Origin of the sequence: Pseudomonas fluorescens (assembly GCF_001623525.1) — a bacterium.
In the GTDB taxonomy this organism is placed as follows: domain Bacteria; phylum Pseudomonadota; class Gammaproteobacteria; order Pseudomonadales; family Pseudomonadaceae; genus Aquipseudomonas; species Aquipseudomonas fluorescens_Q.
Window position 1 is genome coordinate 4,917,189 of sequence record NZ_CP015225.1, and the last position, 25,464, is coordinate 4,942,652.

The following is a 25,464-nucleotide window of genomic DNA, read 5'->3' on the forward strand; positions in this document are numbered from 1 at the left end:
CTCAGATCTTGAAGGTGTTGACCATTTGTTGCAGGCGGCGTGACTGGTTTTCCAGTTCTGTGCAGGCCTGCAAGGTGGATTGCAAATTGCCGACCATTTCCTGGTTCAGGTCATTGATGTGGCTGATGTCGCGATCCAGATTGTCCACCACCGAGGTTTGTTCTTCGGTGGCGGTGGCTACCGACAGGTTGATCTCGTCGATTTCGCCGATGCCCATCAGCACGCGATTGAGTCGCTCGCCTGCGAGCCTGGCGGTAGTGACGTTGTCGTCGCTGTGACGCTGGCTTTCGAGCATGGCGCTTACGGCGCTGCCGGCACCTGCTTGCAGTTCCTCGATCATGCTGTGGATTTCCTGAGCGGACTGTTGGGTGCGATGGGCGAGCGTACGGACTTCGTCCGAGACCACTGCAAAACCGCGCCCGGCATCTCCGGCGCGGGCGGCCTCGATGGCAGCGTTAAGGGCCAGCAAGTTGGTCTGGTCGGAAATGCCTTTGATGACGTCGAGAATACGTCCGATCTTCAGCGTTTTCTCATTCAGGCTTTCGATGTCCTGGCGGGTATTGACCACCTGCGACGAGAGTTGCGACATGGCGCTGATACTGCGCTGCACCACCGACTGGCCTTCCTGGGTCTGATCCCTGGTATCAGAGGCGCGGCTTGAAGCATGAGCGGCGCTGCGAGCGATTTCCTGGGCTGCGGCCCCAAGCTCATTGATAGCCGTGGCGACGTTATGGGTCAGCGCCGCTTGGGTGTCAGAGCTTTTCAGGGATGCGTTTGACGCCTGGCTGACCTGTGCCGCCAATTGGGTGAGCTGGACACTGGACGCCAGGACTTCCCGGATCGACTGCTGGATACGTTCGACGAAGCGGTTGAACCCCCCGGCCATCATGCCGAACTCGTCCCGGGAGAGGCTGTGCAGGCGCTGGGTCAGGTCGCCTTCGCCATCGGCTATGGATTGCATGGCCGAGCCCATGCTGCGTAATGGTCGCATCAGGGCATTGATCAACAGGCCGAGCAAACCGACGGTCACCAGCATGGCGATCAATGTGGCGACCAACGCCGAAGCGCGAAACGCGTGGAGTACGGCGTAGGCCTTGTCTTTATCCACTGAAAGTCCGATGGACCAATGCAGCGAGGGTAGGCCGTTGATGGGTGTAAAAGTGACGATCCGCGTTCGGCCGTTTTCCTGCACTTCATTCAAGGCGCTGTTGATGCTCGGCGGGCCTTCGGGGAACGCTTGGGCGAGTGTCTTGGTCACTCGTGTGTTGTCCGGGTGCACCAGGATCTTGCCGTCGTCGCTGACCAGGAAGGCGTAGCCTATGCCGTTGAGGTCCACGGCATTGATGATTTTGGCGAGTTGCTCCAGGCTCAGGCTCGCGCCCAGCACACCCACGGCCTTGCCATCGACCTTGATCGGCGCCGCTTGGGTCATGATCAGGTAATCAATACCGGCACCGATGTAGGGTTCGGTCAGCACGGGTTCAAGGCTGCGAGCCGCGTCTTTGTACCAGGCGCGCTGGCGAACATCATACCCGTCGGGCATTACCCGCTCGGGATGGATAAAGAAACGACTGTCTTCAAGGCCGACGTAGCTGGCGATGAAGGTCTTTGTAATGATGTCCTGGGAGAGAATTGCGCCGATGGTCTGCGGGGTGGGATCGGCGGCGATGGTTTCGGCGGCACCTTCGATCAATAGGATGCGGCCGGCCAGCCAGCTGTCGAGGTTCGCGCCCAGCAACTGGCCGGTGGCCTGTAGGTTGCGGTGCAATGCTTCGCGGGTGCTGGCTTGCTGGCGATGGTCGTTGAACAACGAGAAAGACAGGAATACCGCCATCACGATGACGCAGGCACCCAGAAGAATCTTGTGGCCGAATTTCAGATTGATGCCCATGAGGAATTCTCGTCCGGTTTCTTTTTTATTGATGGAATCCCCGCAGGCTCAGGGCTGGTCGAAGATTTAATGAGCGGACAGATTTTGTCGAACTAGAAAAAACGATGGGCCATCGTGAGTTTTCTTGTGAGCCTGAAAGAGGTGCGAATGGAGTTTTCAAAGGGGACCTCGGGTCCCGAACGGAGTGGTCAAATGACACAGGCAATCGGCATCAAGGATCGCGTACGCATCAAGCACGTCGAAGTCCTCTCGGATGATTGGTACGTGCTGCGCAAGACCACCTACGACTACCTCGGCCGCAACGGCCAATGGCGCGAGCTGACGCGCGAGACCTACGACCGTGGCAACGGCGCCACCATCCTGCTGTACAGCAAGGCCAAGCAGACCGTGGTGTTGACCCGGCAATTCCGCTTCCCGGCCTTCGTCAACGGGCACGACGACTTGTTGATAGAAACTTGCGCCGGCCTGCTGGATAACGACGACCCGCACACCTGCATCCGCAAGGAAACCCAGGAAGAAACCGGCTATATCATCCAGGACGTGCGCAAAGTGTTCGACGCTTTCATGAGTCCGGGGTCGGTGACTGAGCGGGTGCATTTTTTCGTCGGCGAGTACTTCGATGAAGACAAGCAGCACGCAGGCGGCGGCCTGGAAGCCGAGGGTGAAGAGATCGAAGTGCTGGAAATGTCGCTCGATCAGGCCCTGGACATGATCGAGCGCGGTGAGATTTGCGACGGCAAGACCATCATGCTGTTGCAGTACGCCAAGTTGCATCGGTTGCTGGATTAGCCTTCAGGGCTGCCTGGGGACTGGCTTCACGTCTGCCAAACCGTTCACGGTAGGTGGAGGGTGGCAAACCCACAGCGTTGCGGAAGGCTGCGCGGAAACTTTCCACCGAGCGATACCCACAAGCCTGGGCAATGCTGGCTGTGTGCTGGTCGGTGCTTTCCAGCAGTTCCCGTGCCCGGTTGAGGCGCTCCTGTTGCAGCCAGGCCTTGGGTGCAAGGCCTGTCGTCTCGATGAAGCGTCGCAGGAAGGTGCGCTCGCTCATGGCGACGCGGGCGGCCATGTCGCCCACGCTGGGGGATTGATCCAGGTTTTCGCGAATCCATTGCAAAACACCGCTTAGTTCATTGCGTGGCGACTTGCTCACGGGCGCGACGATGAATTGGGCCTGGCCGCCGGTGCGTTGTGGGGCCATGACCAGGCGCCGGGCCACCGAGTTGGCGACGTGGGTGCCGCAGTCGCGGGCAATCAGATGCAGGCAGGCGTCGATGCCCGCCGCGCTTCCGGCTGAAGTGATCAATTGCCCGGCGTCCACATACAACACGTTCGGGTCGACGTTGATCAGCGGGTAGTGTTCGGCAAGCTCTTGGGCAAATTGCCAATGGGTGGTTGCGGTTTCGCCGTCGAGCAGGCCGGTGGCTGCGAGGACGAATACTCCCGAACAGATCGATAGCAAGCGTGCGCCGCGGGCATGGGCTTTGCGCAAGGCCTGCAACAGGGCTTCGGGAGGCGGCTCCTGACGGCTGCGCCAACCGGGAACGATGATGGTGCGTGCGGTTTCGAGTGCCTCGAGCCCGGCGTCGACGCCAATCTGCAGGCCGCCGAACGCACGCATCGGCCCCTGATCGACGGCCACGACTTGATGGGTGTACCAGGGAATGTCCAGTTCCGGACGCGGCAGGCCGAATATCTCCAGGGCGATACCGAATTCGAATACGCAAAGGCCTTCGTAGGCGAGGATGGCCACTGTTCCTGGAGGTGTCAGCATTTGGCGTAAAGCTACCGTTTATTGTCGTCTGCCGCACTGTAGCGGACTGTCCCGCCCTCCTACAATCGCTGGCAACACCCAGGCTGGCTGCGCCTTGTGACGGTGGCAGCAGCATGACCGATGTCGGCCCGGAACGGGTGGCTGCCAAGGCACGCCTTGTCAGTTTCCGTCGTTCCTCGGCTGCCGAACAACCGACAATCACGCGCATTCTTCTCCCCAATAGTTGTGGATAACGCTATGCGCGCTTTCAACACCGAGGTGGCCCATGACAGCCAGAAATGAATCCGGACAAGGCGTGGCTTTCGGGCTCGGCGCTACGCTGCTTTGGGGATCCTACCCGCTTTGGTACAAACCGCTGGCCGGGCTCGACGCGTACCATCTGCTGTCTTGGCGGGTGGTGTTTGCCGAGCTGTTTCTCGTTGCACTGGTCTTGCTGACCGCACGAGTCTCAACCTTGCGTTCCACGCTTAAGACGGTTCGCCCGGTCAACGTGCTGACGGTCTCTGCGGTATTAGGGCTGTGGTGGCTGATGTACATCTACGCAATCATGACGGGGCGAGTGCTGGAGGTTGCCTTCGGCTATTTCCTCAGCCCGATCATGAGCATGTTGGTGTCACGCCTGGTCTTCAAGGAACGCCTCAGCGTCTTGCAGACCTGGGCCATTTTCCTGGCCGTGGCGGGCGTGACGCTGATGGCGTTCGAGTTGCTGAACCTGCACTCCTTCCCCTGGATCGCCCTGGTCATCGGTTTTTGCTATTCCTTCTACGGCCTCTTCAAGAAGAAGGTCCCGGGCGACCCGGTGGTTATCCAGACGCTCGAGATCGCAGTCCTGCTTCCGTTTGCAGCGGTATTCCTGCTGCTGGCACAGGCCCACGGCGTGGGCCATCAATTCCTGCAGTCAGGCACTCGCGACCTGTTGCTGGTCGCCACGGGGCTGATCACGGTACTGCCCCTGTGGTGGTACAGCCTGGCCGCCAAGCAGCTGTCGATGATCGCGCTGGGCTTCCTGCAATTTGTGCCGCCCATTTGCAACTTCCTGTTGGCTGCGTTCGTTTATGGCGAGCCGGTTTCAGCATTGAAACTGGCGGCATTTTCGTTCATCTGGCTGGCGCTTGCGTTGTTTACCTGGAACTCCATCCGGGCCCAGCGTGCAGCGGCAGCCGCCAACGTGTCCGCGCAGTTGCGTACGGCATGACATACCCGCAGCGCTGTCACTTTCCGGGAATGGCGCAGGTTTTTCAGGATAAGGAATCGAAATGAAGAAAGTCGCCGTGGTGGGCTGCACCGGTGCAGTGGGCATGACCATGCTGCAATTGCTTGAAAATACCGATTATGAAGTGGTGTGCATGGCCTCTGGCCGTTCGGCGGGCAAGCGCCTGAAGGTGGGTCAGGTCGAGCACCTGATCGAAGCCTTTTCGGTCGAGGGGTGCGCCTCGTGCGATATCGTCTTCCTGTGTGTCTCCGGGGCCTTCGCCCTGGAGTATGGCGAGCGTCTGGCTGAAAATGCCTACGTCATCGATAACTCCTCGGCCTTCCGTTATCACCCGGCGATTCCGCTCCTGGTGCCGCCCATCAACGGTCAGCGTTACATGGGCGAAAAACTGATCGCCAACCCCAATTGCTCCTCGGCTATTGCGCTGATGGTGCTAGGGCCGCTGCATCAGGCCTTCGGGTTGGAGAGTGCGATCATTTCCACTTATCAGGCCGCCAGCGGTGCGGGGCAGCCGGCAATGCTGGAACTGCGAGAGAAAGCCAAGTCCTTCAGTGATTATGGCGACCGTGATGACAGCGAGCACTTCGCCCATAACCTGGCTTTCAACGTGATTCCCCAGGTCGATTCGTTCGAAGCCAATGGTTACACCCGTGAAGAAATGAAAGTGGTCTGGGAATTGCGCAAGGTACTCGATGAACCGACGTTGGCGATCAGCACGACCGCGGTCCGGGTGCCGACCTTGCGCTCCCATGCCGAGAGTCTCAGCCTGCGGTTCAACACACCCATCCAGTCGCTGGAGCAGGTGCGCGAGTTATTACGTAGCGCACCGGGAGTTGAAGTGGTGGATGAGCCCGAGTTCGGCGCTTATCCGATGCCCATGACCTCCACCTACAAGCATGCGGTGGAAGTCGGGCGGATTCGCTACAACCTGATCTATGGCGAGCACGGGCTGGACCTGTTCATCAGCGGCGATCAGTTACTGCGGGGTGCGGCATTGAACGCATTCGAAATCATGCAATTGATCAAGTCTTGATCAAGCACGAGCCGGACATTAGAACGCGCAGCCATGGCTGCGCGTTTTTTGTTCAACTGGATTGGGCCTCGCGGTCTTCCTGCATATCGTCCAGGTATTGCGGCTGGTCGGTCTGGTCCGGCAGTTCGGTCACGACGCTGAAGTCGCTGATCTCGATGGCGCCGACGCCATGACCGAGCAGATGGAAGGAAAACGCCTTGCGCTGCTGCGGGTTGTCGAAACGGAGGTTCATCACCAGCGGCTGGTCGGGTGTCACCGCCACGTCTGTCGGCAGGTCCATCGACACATCCTGCTCGAACTCCTTGGCCTTGAGGGAGATGTAGGCGGCATGGTCAGCGTCCACGGCGCGGATGGTCAGGCTGACGCGGGTCTGCGAACCCTTGGGCATTTCCAGGTACTGGGCACCGATCAGGTTGTCGGTCCAGTCGTTGGTGACCTGGGCCGGCAGCGGGATTTTATCCGTACTGCCGAATTGATAGTGCTGGTTCAAGGGAGTGCGCAACAGCGTCTGGTCCAGGGCCGTGGCCCGGGCGCCGATCAGCCTGGCGCGCTGGCCGCTGTATTGCCCGCCATAGGTGGCACGGTCGGCGATGAAGCCTTCGCTGGTGTAGTAACGGCAATGCTGGAGGAAATCGCACTCGGTGAACGTACCCTTGCCGTCGTGGTAGCGCAGCTTGCCGTTGGTGAACGACATGATTTCCCGACCCGTCGGGTAGTCCCTGAACATCGAGCGACCGGATAACGACGTGGGCACCGTAAAGCCGAAGTAATCGAGGATCGAGGCGGTCAAGTCGACGTGGCCGTAGGTGCCTGACTTGATCCGGGGCAACGGCTCCGGCGCCAGCGTCAGGTTGAATCCCCAGGACGAGGCCAGCCGCACGTCGTCGATGCCATGGGATTCGTCCGAGGTGATGACCACCAGGGTGTTGTCCAGGATGCCCTGGCGCTCCAGGCCCGCGAGGAAGTTTTCCAGGGCATCGTCCAAGTAACCTACCGCTGCCTGCTTGGCGGTGTCGTAGCGTTGCAGGTAGTCATCCGGCGCCGAGTAGGGCTGGTGCGTGCCCACGGTCAGCAGGGTCAGCATCCAGGGTTTGTCCGCTTGTTGCAGTTGCCCGACGTAGTCCAACGCGCCTTCAAAGAAGGTCTTGTCGTCCATGCCCCAAGGGAATTCCAGGTAGGCGGGGCGAGTGAACCACTCCATGCCCAAGGTCGTGTCGAAGCCGATGTGCGGCATGATCCGGTCCTTGGCCATGAACCGCAGGCCCGCGCCCTGGAGGAAATGCGTGGAAAAGCCGTTCTGGCGCAACTGGGCCGGCAGGCACGCCTGGTTGCGCTGGGTCTGGTTGAGCATTTCGACGCCTTTGGGCGTGCCGTTATCGAGCTTGTCGTAGTCGCCACACAGCATCGCGTAGAGGCCGCGAATGGTCTGGTGGCTGTGCAGGACGTAATCGGGTGTGTTCATGCCGCGCTCGGCCCAGGCACTGAGGTGCGGCATCAGGTTCTCCTGATAGCTGCTTTTCAAGGCCTGGCGGTTGGCCCCAACGTAGGCACCGGGAATGCCCTCCAGGGCGATGACCAGGACGTTGCGCGCACGGCCCGGTTCGGCCAACAGTCTGTTGCCATCGAGGTCCAGGCGGGTCAGCCCCTCCATCGGTGGGGCCGGGTCCACCGCATCGCCGTCGAGCCATTGCCGGGCCTGGTCCTGCCCGGCGGCGATACCTGCGGTGATGAGTTGGTGAGGCAGGTTGAACACGTTCCATTGGTCCGCCTCGCTGGGGCGCCAGGCTTGCAGCGCGCCGTGGCCCAACAGGAGCAACACGGGCACGGCCCAGGCGTGGCGAAGCAAGCGTGGCGCCTGGCGTGGGCGGCTGGTCCATTGAGTAACCAGCCAGAATACCAGCGCGGACAGCTGGAGCGCGGCCAGCCAGGGATGGGCGAAGCCACCGCTGCTGGAGTTTTCAACGAACTGTGGGTCGGTCAGGTAATGCACGTCCGAAGGATTGGGCATCCGCCCGACCGCACTGACCAATTCGATGCTGGCCAGGGTCAACGCGCTCCAAGCCAGCAATACCGGGAACGCCAGCCACCCGGGACGGCGATGGAGCAGCACGATCAGCAACCCGCCGATACCCAGGTCCGAGAGATAACCTAGCGGGTCGGACCAGCCCAGGGCGAGACGCAGGCCCATGGGGACGAGTAGCACGCAGCCAATCAGGGCGATGAGGGTGGCGCGGGGGTGGTTTAAAGCGCGGTAAAGAATATTCACAAGAAACAGGCCTTTCGTTGAAGCCAATCCATTGAACAACACACTCACCCTGTGGGAGCGAGCTTGCTCGCGATAGCGGTGTGCCAGTCCATAGGGTGTGTGACTGACTGACTGACTGACGCCATCGCGAGCAAGCTCGCTCCCACAGAAGGTTTCTTCCTTTGGTCATGAAATTGTCATGCAGAGGAATGGTACCAAGGGCCATTGCCCTTGGCCGAGCCAATGTCCCGGTGTCTGGCTGCGCTACGCTGTGGTTCACTGGCCCAGGCCTCTACAATGGCCGTGTAGCGCTGCTTTGAGACGCGCAGAAAACTTGTATCAGGATTTCTCATCGGGGGATGGATGGACAGGTTCCAGGAAATGCAGGTTTTCCTCGCCGTGGCCCAGGAGTCGGGATTTTCGGCGGCAGCGCGGCGCTTGGGGCTGTCGGCGGCCAGCGTCACGCGGGCGGTGGCGGCGTTGGAGCAACGCATCGGCACGCCATTGCTGGTGCGCACCACCCGCAACGTGTACTTGAGCGAAGCCGGCCAGCGCTTTCTCGAGGACAGTCGCCGGATCCTGAGCGACTTGCAGGAAGCCGAGGATTCAGCGGCCGGCAGCCACGTCCAACCCCGGGGGCAGTTGACGATTACCGCACCCGTGCTGTTCGGTCAGTCGTTCGTCACGCCGCTGCTGGTGGATTACTTGCATCGGTTCCCTGAGGTCAGCATCAACGCTTTGCTGTTGGACCGCACGGTCAGCCTGGTGGAGGAGGGCATCGACGTTGCCCTGCGCATTGGCGAACTGCCGGACAGCAACCTGCACGCCGTGCGGGTCGGTGAAGTACGGCGAGTGGTGTGCGGCTCCCCGGATTTCTTCGCACGCCACGGGCGGCCCCGGCATCCGGAGGATTTGGAGCGAATGCCCGTGGTGGCATCATCGGCCATTGGCCAGGTCAAAAGCTGGACCTTCATCGATTCAGGCCAACCGTTGGCCGTCCGGCCCGCGCCTCGGCTGGTGGTGACGGCCAACCAGGCCGCGATCACCGCCGCCTGCCAGGGGTTGGGGATGACGCGGGTCCTGTCTTACCAAGTGGCAGGCAACGTGGCGGCCGGGGAACTGGAAATCGTCCTGGCCGATTTTGAATTGCCGCCTCTGCCGATCCATGTGGTGTACCAGGGCGGGCGAAATGCGCCGGCGCGGGTCCGCAGTTTTGTCGATTTCGTCGTCGGTGCACTGCGCGAGCATCCGGCCTTGAGCGGTTGAAGCATTGTTTCGCTGGCTGAAACAATGGATTGCATTTCTGGGTGATTCTCTTGGTTTTGCCTGGAGCGGAAGATGACCCCATCGACGCCGTTGTGCTGATGGCGTCACTTCCTGCGGAGTCGACCATGAACCCTATCAAGCACTATCACTTCCCGCTGTCCGGCCATTCCCATCGTGTTCAATTGATGCTTTCGTTGCTCGGGCTACCGGTCGAAGAGGTCTTCGTCGACTTGGCCAAGGGCGAGCACAAACAGGCGGACTTCCTGGCGCTCAATGCGTTTGGCCAGGTACCGGTCATTGACGATGACGGCGTGGTGCTGGCGGACTCCAACGCGATCCTGGTGTACCTGGCGCACAAATATGGCAAGGGCCGCTGGCTGCCGACCGATCCTGTTGGCGCCGCCCGGGTGCAGCGCTGGTTGTCGGCGGCGGCTGGGCCGATCCATGCGGGCCCGGCCACGGCGCGACTGATCACCGTATTTGGCGCGGCCTACAACGCTGAGGACGTGATCGCCCGTTCCCACAACGTGCTGAAAGTCATTGATCAAGAGTTGAGCAACCGTGCTTATCTGGCGGGTGACGCTGCGACTGTCGCGGACATCGCCGGCTACAGCTACATCGCCCACGCACCGGAAGGCAATGTGTCGTTGGAGGACTATGCCCATGTGCGGGCCTGGTTGGCGCGGATCGAAGCCTTGCCCGGGTTCGTGGGCATGCCGCGTACGGTTGTCGGGTTGCAAAAGCATTCATGAGCCGTTGAATAGGCAACCCGCCCAAACAGGGAATCCATTGGAGGATCAGGCGTAGGAAAGCGCCTTTTCCTCCAGCAGTTCCTCGTATAGCCGCACCCACTTGCGGCCCATCTCTTCAGACGTGAACAACTGTCGGTAGCGGGCTTCGGCTCGGGCGCCCATGGCCTGGGCTTGTGCCGGGGTTTCCCACAGGGTGCGCATCGCCTCGCGAAAAGCTTCGGGATTGCTCGGTGGCACTACCAGGCCGGTTTCTTCGTGGACATTGATGTAGCTGGTGCCGGTGCCAATTTCGCTGGAGATCATCGGCTTGCCGAACATCGCGCCTTCGAGCAGCGAGATGCCAAAGGCTTCGGAGCGCAAGTGCGAAGGGAACACGATGGCATAACTCAATTCCAGCAGCGCGACCTTGTCCTCGTCCCCCAGGCGTCCGAGGAAATGCAGGTTGCGCAGGCCCAATGCCGCCGCCTGGGCATGCAGTTGTTTTTCCAGCGGGCCGGCGCCCACGATGACCACGGGGTAATCCACGCCTTTGAGGGCGTCGAGCAGAATGTGCAGGCCTTTGTAGTAACGCATCACCCCCACGAACAAAAAGAAACGCTCGCCCAGTTTTGCCTTCCACCCCGCCATGCGCTCGGCGTCAGGCTGTGGATAACTGGTCTTGTTCAGGCCGTAGGTGATGATCCGGGTCTTGGCGGGATATTCCTTGAGCACGTCGCTGGTATGAACATAGTTCGGCGACGCCGCGACGATGCGCTCGGCGCCGTCCAGAAAACGCCGCATCAAGGGGCGATAGAGCTTGAGCAGGTGCCGCTGGCGAACGATGTCCGAGTGGTAGGTCACGACGTAGGGTTTTTTCACGGCGGTGAAAAAATGCACCAGGTCCATGAACGGCCAGGGGAAGTGGTAGTTGATCACGTCCGCTTCGGCGGCCAGCTCACGGAATTTCTTGAACACGCTGTAGGAGAAGCCGGTGGACGCCAGTAGGAAGTCCAATCGCGCCTGATGAACGACATGTTGTCGGATCTTGATTGGCTCGGGCGCCGGCTGCCTGCTCAGGGCCAGCACGGTGTTATCGATACCCAACCGGTCAGTGCTGTCGCACAGCTGGAAAATGACCTGTTCGATGCCGCCCATTGAGTCGGGCAAATAGGTTTTGTAAAAGTGCAGGACTCGCATTCAACCTCCCAAGACCTGGCGATACGCTTGGGCGGTGACCTTCGCACAGCGTTCCCAGGAAAAAAGCGCCGCTTGTTGCAGCCCCGCTTCGCGACACGCTTGCCAGTGCTGGGGGTCTTCCATCAACCGGCCCATGGCATCGCGCATGCCTTGCGGATCGTCCGGCTCGCAGTAATTGCCGGCTGGCCCCGCCACCTCGGGCATCGCCGAGCAGCGGGTGGTAATCACCGGTGTGCCACTGGCCATGGCTTCAAGCACCGGCAGGCCAAAGCCTTCGTAGTAGGACGGGAAAATCAATGCCCGTGCCCCCGCCAATAGCTGGGCGACCTGTTCGTCAGGCAGGTAACCCGCCAGACAAACATGACCGCCAGCCAGGGCGTCTTTCAACTCATCATTGAGCTGTGCCTGTTGCCATCCGCTCATTCCTACGATGAACAAAGGAAAGGTCTGACGTACGGATTCAGGAAGCCCGGTGTGGGCACGCAGGGCCAGTGACAGGTTCTTGCGCGGTTCCAGGGTGCCGACACATAGGAAGTAACGGCCGTGCTCCAGGCCATGGGCCTTGAGTACGGTGTCGATGGCTGCGGGTTCGCGCGGATGGAAACGCGTCGACACGCCCAGCGGCGCGACGCGCAGGCGCTCGGCGGGGAGGCCGAAATGCTGTTGCGCTTCATCGGCGATGAACTGCGAAACAGTCATGATCAACTGCGCCTGTTCCACCGCCCGGGCCAGCCGTCGCTCGATTTCTTTCAGGCGCGCGGGTGGTTGCGTCTCGGGATAACGCACATGCGTCAGATCATGCAGGGTCATCACCGTCGGGCCGTCAAAGGCCAGCGGCCACAGGCTGGGGTCGTGATACAGGTCGATGGCCTGGGGACGGCCCTGGTCGAAGCGCTTCTGTTCCAGCCAGCGTCGCGCCTGATAGGCGCCCGGCACCCGCCGCAACAAGGGACTGAATCTCGAATAGCCAGGCGTGGGCGCTTGTGGTAGCTGCGAGTTCCAGCCCCAGCCGTGGAACAGCGATAACTGCACATCAGGCTCACGGGCCAGGGCGGTGGCCAGTTCCGACACGTATTGGCCGATGCCGGTGCGTGGCGCCTGGAGGATGCGTGCGTTGAGGGCTATCCGCATGCTGTTTCCCGGTCGACGATGACTTCGCTAACGTGGCTCTCGATCCGTTCTACCAGTTGCGCACTGGCTTGGCGCCAGCTCAGCCATTGCCAGTGATCCAGGTTGCGCCTGGCCGGGAATACCCCGGTATGTTCCATGTCGGTGACCAGGTCCGCCAGGCTTTGGGGTTCGTCGAGATCGAAATAGGCCATGAAATCACCGCCGATTTCCCGAAACACTTCAATGTCGCTGCCCATTGCCGGCAAGCCGCGCTGCATGGCCTCCACCAGTGGCAGGCCGAAACCTTCCACATAGGACGGGAACACCAGCGCAGTGGCGTGTCGATAGGCGTGTTCCAGGCTTTGGTCCGAGAGGTTATTGAACATGAATAGGCGGCTATTGAATTGTGCATGACGCTCGATACGTTCGATCAGCGCCTCGCACTTCCAGCCGATCTTCCCGACGATGCACAGCCGCGCCTGGGAACCGGCAGCCCAGGCCCGCTCGAATGCATTGAGCAGATAGGCGTGGTTTTTGCGCGGCTCGATGGTGCTGACCATCAGGAACACCGGCTCGGGGCGCTTGAACAACCGCAGCAACTTCGGGTCGACGGCGTGGGCGGCGTTAATCTGGTCCAGTTCGCTGCCCAGGTGGAAATAGTCGAACCAGCGTTCTTGTACCTGCTGCTCGCCAATGCGCCGGACCATTTCCTGGCGCAGCTGGTCACGGATAGTGGCGGAGATGGCGATGTAGCCGTCGGCGGTGCGGGCAATCCAGTCGAACCAATGGTTGAACACCTTGACCAGCCCGGCATCGCAGAATTGTGGATGAGACAGGGGGATCAGGTCGTAGACCACCGAGATGATCCCGACGCCATCGCGCTTGAGCTGTTCGGCCAGGGGGAAGATATCCGAGTGCCAGGATGAATCGAGCAAGATCAGTTGATCGCCGGCCCGATGCTCCAGCGGTACGCAACGCTTAGGCAGCTCTTGGCCTTTCAGGGCGCGGTCGAACAAACGTATCGGTATGCTCAAGAAGCCGAAGGCGAACAGGCGGCAGCCAATGTACAGGAGGCGACGGGCCCACAATGATCGGCTGAAGGGCCACTGCCGTGCGAGCGTCCGATGCCAGAACCAGAACAGGTTGGCCATCTGTTCCCAGCGTATCCTCAGGCTGACCAGATCCAGTTTATCGATCGACAGCGGGGCCAGGCTCTTGGCCTCGTATAATTTGCCCTGCAGCATGACCACGGGAATGCATTCACGCTCGCCATCCTTGGCCGGCAGTTCGCGAATTACATTGCGCACGACGCGCTGAATGCCGGAATTGATTTCCGGGTGTTCGAATACGTAGGTGCATTCCACCAACAGGCGGCTCATGGCAACTCCTTTTGCGGTAACGCCTCGACGGCAGTCTGGCTCGAACGCTGGATGCAGGTCTGGGCCTGGAGCCAGGAACAGCCGACGAAATCTTCCTGGCGATTATTGATCACGTGAAACACCAACCCGTAGTCGCGCCATTCGAAATTACGGTCCAGGTGCGAGTCCAGCCGCGACAGGCTGAGCGCAACGGAGTAATTGCCCTTGCCCAGGCGCATGTCGAAGCTGAAGCGGAAGGTGATCTGTTCGCCGGCCTTGAGGTCGGTCACGGCTTTGTCCTGGCGATGGGTATTGATGCCGTACATGGGCTGGCCAAGACGGTCCTTGATTAGGAAGCCCAGCACCAGCCGCTCGATGTCCTGGCGGATTTCAACCCGCACTTGCAACACCATCGGCTGGCCGATCTCGGCCACTTCCACCGGCTGTTCCTGACGGTTGAGCAGTTGTACATCGATGATGCCGGCTTCGCCGGTGCCGGAAATCGTGCGCACCTGGCCGTTGGCGAGCATTTCCTGGCGGACCACCTGGCCTTCGCGCTGGGCCAGCATCGCGTTGTAATAATCCATCACTTCTTCCGGCTTGCCGCGCATGGCCATGCGCCCATGTTCGAGCAGAATGGCGGTGTCGCAGATCGACTGGATCGCCGAGCGATCGTGGGACACGATCAGCAGCGTGGTGCCGGCCTTGCGGAAGCTGCGGATGCGCTCGAAGCTTTTGTGCTGGAAGTAGGCGTCGCCCACCGACAGCGCTTCGTCGACGATCAGGATGTCCGGACGCCGGGCGGTGGCGACGCTGAAGGCCAGGCGCATCTGCATGCCGCTGGAATAGGTGCGTACCGGCTGGTCGATGGCCTCGCCGATTTCGGCGAACCCTTCGATCTCGGGCATCAAGGCTTCGATTTCCTCCACCTGCATGCCCAGCAACTGACCGGCCATGAACGCGTTCTGGCGACCGGTGAAGTCCGGATGAAAGCCCATGCCCAGTTCCAGCAGCGCGGCGACACGACCTTGCAACTGGATGTGGCCGCAGGTGGGTTGCGTGGTACCGGTGATCATCTTGAGCAACGTGCTTTTGCCGGCACCGTTGACCCCGACGATGCCGACGGCTTCCCCGGGTTGGATCTCGAAATCCACGCCTTGCAGGATCCAGTGCAATTGATGACGCTGGCGGGAAAAGGGGATCAACCATTCGAACAGCCGGCTCCAGCGGTTCGGATACTGTTTGTAGGCCTTGCCCAGGCCACTGACGCGCAAATGTCCCATCAGAGTTCGTCCACCATTTCACCGCCGCGCCGACGAAACATGCGCAAGCCCAAGGTGCATAACAGCAGGCCGACCACCAGCAACGGCACCAGCGAGCTCCAGACCGGCCATTGGTTGTAGAGAAACAGGTTCTGGTAGCTCTGCATCAGGGCGGTCATGGGATTGAAGGCGAGCAGTTGCTGGATCGGCGGCGGCAGGATCGTCATGGGATAAACGATCGGCGTGAGCCAGAACCAGAATTGCAGGCAAATGCCGAACAACTGCCCGACATCACGGAAAAACACATTGAGGATCCCCAGCAGCATGCCCAGCCCGGCGGCGAACATCACCTGCAGGGCCAGCAGCGGCACCAATGCCAGCAAGGTAATGCCCGGCCAGCGCCCGGTGATCAACAGGAAACCGAGGAACAGCCCAAGGATGATCGCGAAGTTGATCCCGGCGTTGAACAGCACGATCACCGGCAGGCAGATCCGGGGGAAGCTGATCTTCTTCAGCAGGTTGGCGTTTTCCAGGAACATGCCCTGGCTGCGGGTGGTGATTTCCGCGAACAACCCCCAGGTCAGCAGCCCGGCGCAGAGGTAGACGCTGTAGGCCATGCCGTCTTCCACCCCGGGCAGGCGGGCACGCATGATGTGGGAAAAAATCACCGTGTAGACGAGAATCATCGACAGCGGGTTGAGCACTGTCCACAACGCGCCGAACAGCGAGTTGCGATAGCGCGATTGGAATTCACGCTTGACGCTGCCAAGGATAAAACCGCGGTAACTCCATAATGAGTAGTGCAAGCTCAGCAACATGAGTCAGCCCTGCCATAGTGATCTTCAAAGCGAACGATGTCGTCTTCCCCCAGGTATTCGCCGCTTTGCACTTCGATAATCACCAGATCGATCACGCCGGGATTTTCCAGGCGATGCTTGTGGCCGGCCGGGATAAAAGTCGATTCGTTCTTGGCGACCAGGTGCGAACCCGAGCCGTTGTTGGTGACCTTGGCCATGCCTTCGACCACCACCCAGTGTTCGTTGCGATGGTGGTGCATTTGCAGCGACAGCGATGCGCCAGGCTTGACCACGATGCGCTTGATCTTGAAGCGTGGACCCTCTTCGAGCACGGTATAGCTGCCCCATGGCCGGCTGACCGTACGGTGCAGGCGATAGGCTTCGTGATCCTTGTCCTTGAGTTGCCGGGCGACGCGACGAACATCCTGGGCGCGGTCGGCATGGGCCACCAGCACGGCGTCGGCGGTGTCGATAATGATCAAGTGTTCCACGCCCAGGGCGGCCACCAGGCGGCCGTCGCTCTGGACGAAGTTGTTCTGGCTGTCGATAAACAGGGCCTCGCCGGTGGCGCGGTTGTTTTGCGCATCGGCGGGCACCAGGCCGGCGACGGCGCTCCAGGAGCCGATATCACTCCAGTCGAATGCCGCGGGAATCACCACGACATTGGCGGAGCGTTCCATCAAGGCATAGTCGATGGAGATGTCTGGCATTTCGGCGAAATGCGCCGCGGACAATTCCTGCTGCACACACCCTGAGGTTTCCACCGCCGTACTGGCGGTGACACAGGTGCGTGCCTGTTCCAGCAGCTCGGGGGCGTGGGCTTGCAGCTCCGCCAGCAGGGTCTTGACCGAAAAGCAGAACATCCCCGAATTCCACAGGAAGCGGCCGCTTTCCAGATATTGCGTGGCGGTCTGCAGGTCGGGTTTTTCGACGAAGCGCACAACCTTGGCCGCGCCCTTGGTGTCCAGGGGCTTGCCCCGTTCGATATAGCCGAAGCCGGTTTCCGGCGTCGAGGGCAGTACGCCAAAGGTCACCAGGTGGCCGTTTTTGGCCAGTTCCACGGCGTGCGCCACGGCGGTCTGGAAGGCGGCCTCGTCCTGGATCAGGTGGTCGGCAGGCATGACTACCAGGATCGGATCGTCACCGTGCAGCGCCTGCACCGCGAGCGCGGCGGTAGCAATGGCCGGCGCGGTGTTGCGACCTGTCGGTTCGAGCACGAAGTGACCGCGATGACGCTCCAGGTGGGCGCTTTGATAGTGGTCGCGGCTCTGGAAGTAGTACTCGCGATTGGTGACGGTGACGATGTCGCCCCGGCCGTCGAACAACCCCGCGGCACGCCGATAGGTCTTGCCCAGCAGCGACTGGCCATCGGGTAGGAGCATGAAGGGTTTGGGGTGGCCTTCGCGGGACACCGGCCACAACCTCGTCCCGGCCCCGCCGGAGAGAATCACTGGAATGAGCACGGCCTACTCCTTGGCGACGCGTTTCATGTCCGCATCCATCATCATGCGGATCAGGGTGTCGAGGTCGGTCCTGGGCTTCCAGCCCAGGACGCGTTGTGCCTTGGCCGGGTTGCCGAGTAGCGTTTCGACTTCGGCCGGGCGGAAATACGCCGGGTCGATCTTGACGAAGTCACGGTAGTCCAGGCCCACGTGTTCGAAGGCAATCCTGCACATCTCGCGCACAGTGGTGGTGACGCCGGTAGCCACTACGTAATCGTCGGGGATGTCCTGTTGCAACATCAGCCACATGGCCTCGACGTAATCGCCGGCAAAGCCCCAGTCGCGCTTTGCGTCGATATTGCCCAGGCGCAGTTCCTGCTGCTTGCCCTGCTTGATGCGTGCAGCGGCGTCGGTGACTTTGCGGGTGACGAACTCGATGCCGCGTAGCGGTGATTCGTGGTTGAACAGGATGCCGCTGCTGGCATGCAGGCCGAAGCTTTCCCGGTAGTTGACGGTGATCCAGTGGCCGTACAGTTTCGCCACGCCATAGGGGCTGCGTGGGTAAAACGGGGTGTGCTCGTCCTGCTGTTCGGCCTGGATCAGGCCGAACATTTCGCTGGTGGACGCCTGGTAGAAGCGCGTATGCACGCTGAACTGGCGAATGGCTTCGAGCAGGTGGGTGACCCCCAGCCCGTCGACGATGCCGGTGGTCACCGGCTGGTCCCAGGAGGCCGCGACGAAACTTTGCGCGGCCAGGTTGTACACCTCGTCTGGCGCCGACTTGATCACGGCCCGTTGCACGGAGCAGGCATCGGCCATGTCACCGTCCAGGTAAACGATGTCCTGTTCGATACCCATCTCTCGCAGTCGCCAGCGCGAGTCGCTGCTGCGTCGCGCCACCAGGCCGTGGACTTTGTAACCCTTGTCGAGCAGCAACTTGGCCAGATACGCGCCGTCTTGACCGGTGATCCCTGTGATCAATGCACTTTTCATTCTTGTTGTACCCGTATCTCCCAGTCGGACAGGATCGCCCGCAAGGATTGTTGTGTTGTTGTTTCAGGCGTCCATCCGGTGGCCTGTCGTAGCTTGGCTGGGCTACCACAGACGCGACGCTGTTCTGCGCGGCGAAGACGCGCAGGGTCCTGGATCAGTTGCACGTCGACCTGGGCGATATCGCCCAGTTGTTCGATCAGGCTGCGAATGCTCTGCTCGCGGCCCGAGCAGATGTTGTAGACCTGTCCCGGGGCGCCTTTGTCCAGCAGGGCCAGGTAGGCCGAAATCACATCGCCGACATCGAGGAAGTCGCGGGTCACGTCGATATCGCCCACTTGCAGCCGAGCCGGTTGCAGGCCCAGCTTGATCCGGCTGATTTGCCGGGCGGCGCTGGCAATGACGAAGCTGTCCTTCTGCCCGGGACCGATGTGATTGAACGGGCGGGCCACCAGCACCGGCCAACCTTCGCTCATGCCCCATTGCAGGCTCAACAGTTCGGCCGACAGCTTGCTCACGGCATACGGGTTGCGGGGGGAGGGCAGTTGCAGTTCGGTAATCGGCAGGTGGTCTTCGCTGATCTGGCCATAGACATCACCGGAGCTGACATACAGGAATGTGCCGGTGAAACCCCGGGCCTTGAGGGCCTGGAGCAGGTTCAAGGTGCCCAGCAGGTTGATGTGCAGGGTGCGTGCCGGATCGCGGAAGGCTTCGGGGACAAAGGTCTGTCCCGCCAGGTGGATCACGGCGTCGGGAATCTCGGGCCAGAGGCCTTCCAGGGTCTTGGCATCCGTCAGGTCGTAGCGGGCAGCGACAGGCATCACCTGCCACGCCGAATCATGACCGTTCAGTCGAGATTTGAGGTGACGTCCAACGAAACCGCTGAGGCCCGTAACGAACAGACGTTTTTTCAAGCACCAGCCCCCTTCGACGGCTGCTTCGTCTAGCGCGAACTGAGTGGGAAATTTCCGTAAGATCGGGGAAAAATCACTCAACGATCGATCTGGAGAAGCGTTTGTTGTAGTTGTTTGGTTGCCAATCTGTGCCAATTTCGAGGTAATTTCAACAGTGCAAACCGTGACCGGTCAGTTCTCATATTTATAGCGGGTTTATTCTCGCCGAGCGGTTCACGAACCCTTGGTGGATGTGTTTAGAATGCCGCTCGTCACGTTGCTCCTGGTGCTGATCTTTGAGTCGGATCGCTAGGGCCGGACTACAAAAAAACAAGAACGAGACGGGTAGCAAGACGAACGACGCGTGGCGGCCCCGGGCCGGCTCGATGCGTGACTCGACCGTCATGAAGTGGGGCTGCCGGGATGGCGGCGCCATGATGGGATCCCATGAACTTCATTCTTTACTCGGACGTAAACGATCACTCCATCAGTCAGAGCCTCGGCCGCCCTGAGTACAGCTATTACTTCGTGCTCAAGGCTTATCGTCCCGTACTGGAAAGCCTGGGGCCGGTGCATGTGGTGTCGTCGGTCGCCGAGGTCGATCCGCTTTACCAAACTTTGCAGGCGGCTGGGCAGGACTGCTTGTTCCTTTCGTTCTCACCTCCGCACAAGACGCCGCTGGACCTGCTTTGTCCGATGGTCTGCGTGGTGGCCTGGGAGTTCGATTCGATCCCGGCCGAGCACTGGGACGACGACCTGCGCCATGACTGGAGCCGCACGCTGGCTCGGCATGGTCGAGTGATTACGCTGTCCAGCCACACGGCCGAGGCGATCCGTCGAACTTTGGGCGAGGACTTCCCGGTGTTGGTATTGCCCACGCCGCTGTGGGAGCGTTTCGCGGCGGTTCGTGAGCAACACCCAAGCTTGCCGGTGAACCCGGGAACGACCTTGCAGATCAAGGGCTGCATCATCGACAGCCGGCCCCTCGGGCTTTCGGCGGACGGCTTGATCGCGCCGATCATCGAAGAGGCGCCGGAGCCAGAACCGGAACCAGAACCGATCATCGAGTCAGTCATCGAGCCAACGCCCCTGACTTGGCGGCGGCGGGCATTCATTTCCCGCCATTACCTGCGTGAAATGATTCGTGCCTTTACTGGCAAGACCGAGCAGGGCCCTGTGTGGCTGTTCAAGCACAACCTGTTGTGCTGGTACCGCGAAGCGGTCCGCGACTTGATACCGGTGCCGATGCGCGTGGCGGTCAGCAGGATCCTGAGGGGGCCGACACCACCGCCGGTGATCGTCGAGGCCGTTCCAGAGCCTGTTCTTGCACCCATTCCAGAGCCCGCGCCACCGGAGCATCCCCAGGCCGTCCTGCCGGACACCAGCCAGATGGTGGAGACCGACGTCAGCGGTGTGGTGTATGTCAGCGTGTTCAACCCCGATGACGGTCGCAAGAACTGGCATCACTTGATCACCGCATTCTGTTGGGCCCTGCGCGACGTCGAGGACGCCACGCTGGTACTGAAAATGACTCAGAACGACCTGTCGACCTACTACGTCGAGCTGCTGACGCTGCTGTCCCAGCTTTCGCCATTCAGTTGCCGGGTGGTGGTGATGCACGGTTACCTGGAGGACGAACAATTCGCCCGGCTGTATGGCGCGGCGAGTTTCTACGTCAATGCGTCCCGCTGCGAAGGCCTGTGCCTGCCATTGATGGAGTTCATGTCCTGCGCCCGTCCAGTCATCGCACCGGACCACACGGCGATGCGCGACTACATCGACGCCGAGGTTGCCTTCATCGTCAAGTCCAGCCGCGAACCGACCATATGGCCGGAAGACTCGCGCATCTTGTACCGCACCCTGCGCCATCGGCCCGACTGGGGCTCGTTGAAACTCGCCTACCAACAGAGCTACGCCATGGCGAAGCACCAGCCGCAGGCCTACCAGGCCATGGCCGTTGCCGCGAACGAGCGGATGCGCCGCTATTGCGCGTTCACCCCGGTGCAGCAGCGCCTGGCGGATTTCCTGGCTGTGCCCGGCTGTGACGAAGGGCTGCCGTTGGTGCTCCAGGCAGGTACCGCCTCATGTTGATCATCATTTATTCGGAAACCAACCAGAGCAACATTCTGGAAAACCTCGGCAAGCCCGAGTACAGCTATTTCTTCGTGCTCAAGGAGTTTCGCCCGGTTTTGGAGCGGTTGGGGCGGGTGGTCGAAGTGACTCGGCCTGACGACGAGGTCGATCAGCTGTACGCCGATTGCCTGGGACGTGGCGAGGATTGCGTATTCCTGTCGTTCTCCCCCCCTCATCGTACCGCTGCCCACTACGCTTGCCCGACAATTGCGGTATTCGCCTGGGAATTCAGCACCATTCCTACCGAAAGCTGGCAGGGCGAGCCGCGGCACGACTGGCGGGTGGTCCTGGGCGCAACCGGCATGGCGATTACCCACTCCAGCTTCACCGTTAAAACCGTTCGTGAAGTGATGGGAGAGGACTTCCCCATCACTGCCATCGCGGCGCCGGTGTGGGACCGCTTTGCGGCGCGCGGCGCGGTGCTGGCCCAGCGGCCGACGGTGGATCACATGCGCCTGCAATTGCGTGGTCTGTTGATCGACAGCCGCGCCACCGACCTGCGGCCTTATGGTCCGCCGGCGCATCAGGCTGGTACGCCGCTGGTGCTGGACGGCCCGGCGCAGGATTGCGAGTTGCTCCTGGACGGTGTGATCTATACCTCTGTGTTCAACCCTTATGACGGCCGCAAGAACTGGAAGGACATGATCAGTGCATTTTGCGCGACGTTCCGCGACGTTTCCGACGCGACTCTAGTGCTCAAGCTGACGCATCACGACGTCACTGCCGCGCTTACCGACATGCTCCATCACGTCTACAAGAACCAGTCGTACCGCTGCCGCATCGTGCTGATCCATGGATACCTGGCGGACGCGGATTACGAGCGGCTGGTGGAAGCCACCCGATATGTGGTCAACAGTTCCTATGGCGAAGGGCAGTGCCTGCCGTTGATGGAGTTCATGTCCTGCGGCCGTCCGGCGATTGCGCCGCTGAACACGGCGATGGCCGACTACATCGACCACGACAATGCGTTCGTGGTGGAGTCGACCGAGGAGTTGACCGCCTGGCCCCACGACCCCCGGGCCGCGTACCGAACCCTGCGTTATGTCACTGATTGGGACTCGCTGTGTTCGGCCTACCGAGCCAGTTATGACGTGGCCAAAAACGACCCTGAGCGTTACCGTCGCATGTCGGCCCACGCCGTGCGCAGCCTGGAGAAGTTCTGCAGCCAGGCCAACGCCGAGCAGCGTTTACGGTTTTTTTTCGAAGCCATACCTGAGCGGCGTCGGAACGCGCAGGAGTCATGATCCGCCGATGGCTGACGGGGCTCAGGCCTGCGGTGGAACCTTCACCACCGCAGGCCACAGCCGTTTCGCCCCGGGATGCCGGCCTCTACGACGCGATGCTCAACGGCTGGTTTCGCAGTGAAACCGGCGAATTGCTCAAAGGCTTTGCCATCACGGCCGACGACACCTTGCTGGATGTCGGCTGCGGCGAAGGCGTGGCGACCCTGTTTGCAATGCGCCAGGGGGCCTCCGTGATCTTTACCGACAGCGAACAAGACAAGGTGCGTGAACTGGCCCGCCAGGTCGAGGCCCAGGCCGGTGCGCCTTTCCTCGGCCTGGTCAGCAACAGCCTGCCGCTGCCCCTGGCCGATGGCTGTGCGAACAAGATCGTCTGCATGGAGGTGCTCGAGCATATCCATGAGCCGGAGCCGTTCATGGCAGAACTGGTGCGCATGGGCCGGCCAGGGGCGCAGTACTTGCTCAGCGTGCCGGCATCGGTGGGCGAGCATTTGCAGCAAGGCATCGCGCCGCCGGGCTACTTTCAAGCGCCCAATCATGTGCAGATTTTCAGCGCCGAACGATTTGCCGCGCTGGTTGAGGAGGCCGGGCTGGTAATCGAGCATCGCCAGGCCAGCGGATTTTTCTGGGTCATGGGCATGATTTTCTTCTGGGCGAGCGAACAGGCGGCTGGCCGGGAACTCGAGGGTGCCGTGCGCGACCGTATCCAGGCGCCATATCCAGTGTTGATGGAGCGCTGGGCGAGCCTCTGGCAGGACTTGCTGACGCAACCCGACGGTCTGGCGATCAAACAGGTGCTGGACCGGTTCATGCCCAAGAGCCAGGTCATCATCGCGCGTAAACCCGGTCCTTTCTCCGAGAGCACTTCATGAGCAGCAAGCGGATCATGGATATCGAATTGCTGCGCGCCGTTGCGGTGATGGGCGTGCTGTTCCATCACCTGCAAGGCATGCCGTTTCCTGGCGGATGGCCGGGCCTGGCAGCCCTGGCCGACAGCTTCCAACTGTGGTGGGGCGTGGACCTGTTTTTCGCGATATCCGGGTTCGTCATCGGACGTAGCCTGATCCCGCAATTGCGTCGCTGCGACAGCCCTCGGCAATTCTGGATCGTCACCCGGGATTTCTGGATTCGCCGGGCGTTTCGCCTGTTGCCGGCGGCCTGGCTCTGGCTGCTGCTGGTGTTGTTCGCGGTGTTCTTCCTGAACCGTTCCGGCGCGTTCGGCAGCGTGCAGGCCAACCTGCAGGCGACCCTGGCTGGTCTCCTGCAGTTCGCCAACCTGCGTTTTGCCGATGCATTCATGCACTATGAATACGGCGCAAGCTTCGTGTACTGGACGCTTTCCCTGGAAGAGCAGTTCTATTTGATCCTACCGCTGCTGGTGTTTGTCTCGCGCCGCTATCTGGTCTGGGTGCTGTTGGTGGTGGTGCTGGTGCAGTTTTTCACCTGGCGGGCGCTGTGGCTGTCGGTGATCCGTACCGATGCCTTGGCGTTGGGTGTGTTGTTGTCGATCTGGAGCCTGCGGCCAAGCTACTGGCGGTTCGAGCCCACATGGTTGCGCCGCCCGCCCTTGGGGGGGCTGTTGGTGGTGGGCCTGGGCAGCGTGATGGCCTGGATCGCGACCGAGCACTTCAATTTGTCGTTCTATCGTCTCGGGGTCATTGCAGTGCTCAGTGCTGTGCTGGTTTGGGTGGCCTCGTATGATCGGGATTACTTGTTGCCTCGCAGCCGTTTTAAAACGGCGCTGACCTGGGTGGGCAGTCGTTCCTACGGGATCTACCTGATCCACATCCCGGTGTTTTTCCTGTTGCGCGAGCTGTGGTTTCGTTTCGCACCCTTGGGCTCGCCGGATCCGGCAAGCCATCCCTGGCTGGCCCTGGCCTGTGCCTTGTCGCTGATCGGGCTGTTGAGCGAACTCAACTACCGCTGGGTCGAAATGCCCATGCGCAATCGTGGCGCCCGACTGGTTGAACGCCTGGCCGCCAACCGAACCGTCCTTCCTGCCTCTGGAGCCCCGTCATGCTGAGCCTTTTGAAGAAACTCACCATGGGCACGCCCGCGCCCGCTGAGCCGATCGCCGACAAGGTCGACCCGTACATGCTCGGGTTGCACGATGCGGTGCTCAGCGGCTGGTTCAACCAGCAAACTGACGAGCTGTTCACCGGTTTCCCGGTGAGCCCTGGAGACACGCTGCTGGACGTGGGATGCGGCGATGGCGGTAACGTGCATTTTTGTGCGATGCGCGGGGCGAAGATCATCATCGCCGACATCGACGCGGCCAAGGTCGAGGCCACTCGCCAACGCTTGAGCGACACCCCTGCGCGCGAAGTCGAGTGCCACGTGACCGACTGCAACCCGCTGCCGATTGCCGATGCCACGGCCACGCGGGTGGTGTCCACCGAAGTCATCGAGCATGTCGACGACCCGGCGCAGTTCCTTGCCGAACTGGTACGGGTCGGCCAGCCCGGGGCGCTGTACCTGTTGAGCGTGCCGCACCCCAGCTCCGAAGACCTGCAGAAAGACATTGCCGCGCCGGAGTACTTCCGCAAGCCCAACCACATTCGCATCATCAGCGAAGAGCAGTTCAAGGCGATGGTCAGCGAGGCCGGGCTTACGGTGTTGAGCCACAGCCAATACGGTTTCTACTGGTCGATATGGATGCTGTTGTTCTGGGAGGCCAAGGTCGATCTCAGCAACGCCGACCACCCGTTGCTCAATCATTGGGCCGACACCTGGCAAGCGGTGCTGAACTCACCGCGTGGGGCGCAGATCAAGCAGGCGCTGGACGCGGTGGTGGCCAAGAGTCAGGTGATTATTGCGCGTAAGCCGGGTGGGCTTTCATAGCGCCTGTGGCGAGGGAGCTTGCTCCCGCTTGGGTGCGCAGCGCCCAC

At 61.2% G+C, this 25,464-nt stretch carries 21 protein-coding genes; 10 read left to right on the forward strand and 11 right to left on the reverse strand.

The features are described from left to right. Position 1 precedes the first annotated feature (1 nt). Positions 2-1,891, reverse strand: a complete 1,890-nt coding sequence (locus TK06_RS21190) for a methyl-accepting chemotaxis protein (protein ID WP_063323673.1) — start codon at positions 1,889-1,891, stop codon at positions 2-4. 192 nt (positions 1,892-2,083) lie between these two features. Between TK06_RS21190 and nudK the strand changes: the two genes are divergently transcribed. Beyond that, on the forward strand, positions 2,084-2,680 hold the full coding sequence (gene nudK, locus TK06_RS21195) for a GDP-mannose pyrophosphatase NudK (protein ID WP_063323674.1): 597 nt from the start codon (positions 2,084-2,086) through the stop codon (positions 2,678-2,680). Here the strand turns inward: nudK and ftrA are convergent. Beyond that, positions 2,637-3,665: a transcriptional regulator FtrA gene (gene ftrA, locus TK06_RS21200; RefSeq protein WP_063323675.1), complete on the reverse strand. Its 1,029-nt coding sequence runs from the start codon at positions 3,663-3,665 to the stop codon at positions 2,637-2,639. The two genes, nudK and ftrA, sit on opposite strands and share 44 nt — an antisense overlap. Positions 3,666-3,930: 265 nt before the next feature. Between ftrA and rarD the strand changes: the two genes are divergently transcribed. Together rarD and TK06_RS21210 are read left to right on the forward strand one after the other, a co-directional pair. Further along, positions 3,931-4,860 (forward strand): EamA family transporter RarD, encoded by a 930-nt coding sequence (rarD, locus tag TK06_RS21205; protein WP_086936690.1) that lies wholly within the window; start codon positions 3,931-3,933, stop codon positions 4,858-4,860. A 61-nt stretch (positions 4,861-4,921) separates the two neighbouring features. Further along, positions 4,922-5,911, forward strand: a complete 990-nt coding sequence (locus tag TK06_RS21210) for an aspartate-semialdehyde dehydrogenase (protein WP_063323677.1) — start codon at positions 4,922-4,924, stop codon at positions 5,909-5,911. Between the two features lie 52 nt (positions 5,912-5,963). Here the strand turns inward: TK06_RS21210 and TK06_RS21215 are convergent, their stop codons facing one another. Next, positions 5,964-8,177, reverse strand: coding sequence for an LTA synthase family protein (locus tag TK06_RS21215; protein WP_063323678.1), 2,214 nt, complete (start codon positions 8,175-8,177; stop codon positions 5,964-5,966). A gap of 342 nt (positions 8,178-8,519) precedes the next feature. Between TK06_RS21215 and TK06_RS21220 the strand changes: the two genes are divergently transcribed. Both TK06_RS21220 and TK06_RS21225 read left to right on the forward strand, forming a co-directional pair. After that, a complete protein-coding gene (locus tag TK06_RS21220; RefSeq protein WP_063323679.1) occupies positions 8,520-9,422 on the forward strand; it encodes a LysR family transcriptional regulator in 903 nt (300 codons plus the stop codon). 125 nt (positions 9,423-9,547) lie between these two features. After that, entirely contained in the window at positions 9,548-10,174 is a 627-nt protein-coding gene (locus tag TK06_RS21225) for a glutathione S-transferase family protein (RefSeq protein ID WP_063323680.1), read from the forward strand. Between the two features lie 45 nt (positions 10,175-10,219). On the opposite strand, the gene TK06_RS21230 is transcribed toward TK06_RS21225, so the two are convergent. From TK06_RS21230 to TK06_RS21265, 8 genes are read right to left on the reverse strand one after another with little or no spacing between them, the layout of a single operon-like run. Next, complete coding sequence (locus tag TK06_RS21230; protein ID WP_063323681.1) at positions 10,220-11,350, reverse strand: glycosyltransferase family 4 protein; 1,131 nt, start codon at positions 11,348-11,350, stop codon at positions 10,220-10,222. Continuing rightward, on the reverse strand, positions 11,351-12,481 hold the full coding sequence (locus TK06_RS21235) for a glycosyltransferase family 4 protein (RefSeq protein WP_063323682.1): 1,131 nt from the start codon (positions 12,479-12,481) through the stop codon (positions 11,351-11,353). Then, positions 12,472-13,839 carry a glycosyltransferase family 4 protein gene (locus TK06_RS21240; protein WP_063323683.1) on the reverse strand — a complete coding sequence of 456 codons (1,368 nt, stop codon included), beginning with the start codon at positions 13,837-13,839 and terminating at the stop codon, positions 12,472-12,474. The genes TK06_RS21235 and TK06_RS21240 overlap by 10 nt, the downstream gene beginning before the upstream one ends. Then, a complete protein-coding gene (locus TK06_RS21245; RefSeq protein ID WP_063323684.1) occupies positions 13,836-15,101 on the reverse strand; it encodes an ABC transporter ATP-binding protein in 1,266 nt (421 codons plus the stop codon). Before TK06_RS21245 ends, TK06_RS21240 begins: the two co-directional genes overlap by 4 nt. Next, entirely contained in the window at positions 15,101-15,898 is a 798-nt protein-coding gene (locus tag TK06_RS21250; protein WP_063323685.1) for an ABC transporter permease, read from the reverse strand. Before TK06_RS21250 ends, TK06_RS21245 begins: the two co-directional genes overlap by 1 nt. After that, positions 15,889-17,340: a mannose-1-phosphate guanylyltransferase/mannose-6-phosphate isomerase gene (locus TK06_RS21255; protein WP_063323686.1), complete on the reverse strand. Its 1,452-nt coding sequence runs from the start codon at positions 17,338-17,340 to the stop codon at positions 15,889-15,891. Before TK06_RS21255 ends, TK06_RS21250 begins: the two co-directional genes overlap by 10 nt. A gap of 3 nt (positions 17,341-17,343) precedes the next feature. Continuing rightward, positions 17,344-18,312: a GDP-mannose 4,6-dehydratase gene (gmd, locus tag TK06_RS21260; RefSeq protein WP_063323687.1), complete on the reverse strand. Its 969-nt coding sequence runs from the start codon at positions 18,310-18,312 to the stop codon at positions 17,344-17,346. After that, on the reverse strand, positions 18,309-19,223 hold the full coding sequence (locus TK06_RS21265) for a GDP-mannose 4,6-dehydratase (RefSeq protein WP_063323688.1): 915 nt from the start codon (positions 19,221-19,223) through the stop codon (positions 18,309-18,311). Before TK06_RS21265 ends, gmd begins: the two co-directional genes overlap by 4 nt. A gap of 426 nt (positions 19,224-19,649) precedes the next feature. Here TK06_RS21265 and TK06_RS21275 point away from each other — a divergent pair, with 426 nt between their 5' ends. From TK06_RS21275 to TK06_RS21295, 5 genes are read left to right on the forward strand one after another with little or no spacing between them, the layout of a single operon-like run. Beyond that, the gene (locus TK06_RS21275; RefSeq protein WP_063323690.1) at positions 19,650-21,293 is read left to right on the forward strand and encodes a glycosyltransferase; all 1,644 of its coding nucleotides are present in this window, start codon (positions 19,650-19,652) and stop codon (positions 21,291-21,293) included. Then, complete coding sequence (locus TK06_RS21280) at positions 21,287-22,579, forward strand: glycosyltransferase (protein WP_063323691.1); 1,293 nt, start codon at positions 21,287-21,289, stop codon at positions 22,577-22,579. Before TK06_RS21275 ends, TK06_RS21280 begins: the two co-directional genes overlap by 7 nt. Beyond that, positions 22,576-23,448, forward strand: a complete 873-nt coding sequence (locus TK06_RS21285; RefSeq protein WP_063323692.1) for a class I SAM-dependent methyltransferase — start codon at positions 22,576-22,578, stop codon at positions 23,446-23,448. Before TK06_RS21280 ends, TK06_RS21285 begins: the two co-directional genes overlap by 4 nt. Further along, positions 23,445-24,599 (forward strand): acyltransferase family protein, encoded by a 1,155-nt coding sequence (locus TK06_RS21290; protein WP_063323693.1) that lies wholly within the window; start codon positions 23,445-23,447, stop codon positions 24,597-24,599. The genes TK06_RS21285 and TK06_RS21290 overlap by 4 nt, the downstream gene beginning before the upstream one ends. After that, the gene (locus TK06_RS21295) at positions 24,593-25,417 is read left to right on the forward strand and encodes a class I SAM-dependent methyltransferase (protein ID WP_063323694.1); all 825 of its coding nucleotides are present in this window, start codon (positions 24,593-24,595) and stop codon (positions 25,415-25,417) included. Before TK06_RS21290 ends, TK06_RS21295 begins: the two co-directional genes overlap by 7 nt. The last annotated feature ends 47 nt before the right edge of the window (positions 25,418-25,464 follow it).